1 protein-coding gene is annotated in these 863 nt (G+C 68.6%); it reads left to right on the top strand.

Features of this window, described 5'->3' with window-relative positions:
• Window positions 1-863 (top strand): tandem-95 repeat protein (locus tag AC1D12_RS34360; protein ID WP_477845526.1); only part of this gene is annotated, 863 nt, incomplete at both ends.

Genomic DNA, 863 nt, shown 5'->3' with positions numbered 1-863 from the left:
CAACCAGACCCCGGTGGCCGACGGCGGCACCGCCGGCGGCGCTGAAGACGCCTCGCTGCCGATCTCGCTGACCGRCCACGACGCCGACGGCAGCATCGCCGGCGTCCGCATCGTCTCCATTCCCGCCGGCAGCACCATCCTGCTGGCCGATGGCGTGACCGTCGTCACCGCCGGCCAGTTGCTGACGCCCGCCCAGGCCGGCTCGCTGCTGTTCAAGCCGGCCGCCGATTTCAACGGCAACTCCGCGCTCAGCTACGAGGTGATCGACAACAACGGCGCCACGTCGGCGCCGGCCTCGGTGCAGATCAGCATCACGCCGGTGAATGACGTGCCGGTCGCGAACGCCGACACCGTCAATGCGGTGGAAGACACACYGGTCACGTTCGACCCGCGCGCCAACGATGCCGATGTCGATGGTCCCGCGCTGAGCATCGTCTCGGTCGGTGGCCAGCCGATCGCCGTCGGCACGCCGGTGGTGCTGCCGCAAGGCACGGTCACGCTGAACGCCGACGGCACGCTCAGCTTCACGCCGGCGCACGACTTCAACGGCTCGCTGAACGTTCCCTACACCGTCAGCGACGGCAGCCTGCAGTCGTCGTCGAGCGTGACGATCAACGTCGCACCGGTCAACGATGCACCGGTCGCCGTCGCCGACGGCGCGTCGAGCGCCGTCAACCTGCCGGTCACGATCCCGGTGCTCGCGAATGACATCGATGTCGACGGCGACACGCTGAGCGTCAGCAACCCGGTGCTGAGCAACCCGGCGCTCGGCAGCGTCAGCATCAACGGCAACGGCGAACTGGTGTTCACGCCCGCCACCAACGTGAGCGGCCCCGTCACCATCACCTACACGGTCTCTGATC

The sequence above is a fragment of the Rhizobacter sp. P1_G5 genome (genome assembly GCF_056405435.1).
The sequence above is the reverse complement of the archived record's forward strand: the minus strand, read 5'-3'. Positions and strand labels throughout refer to the sequence as shown.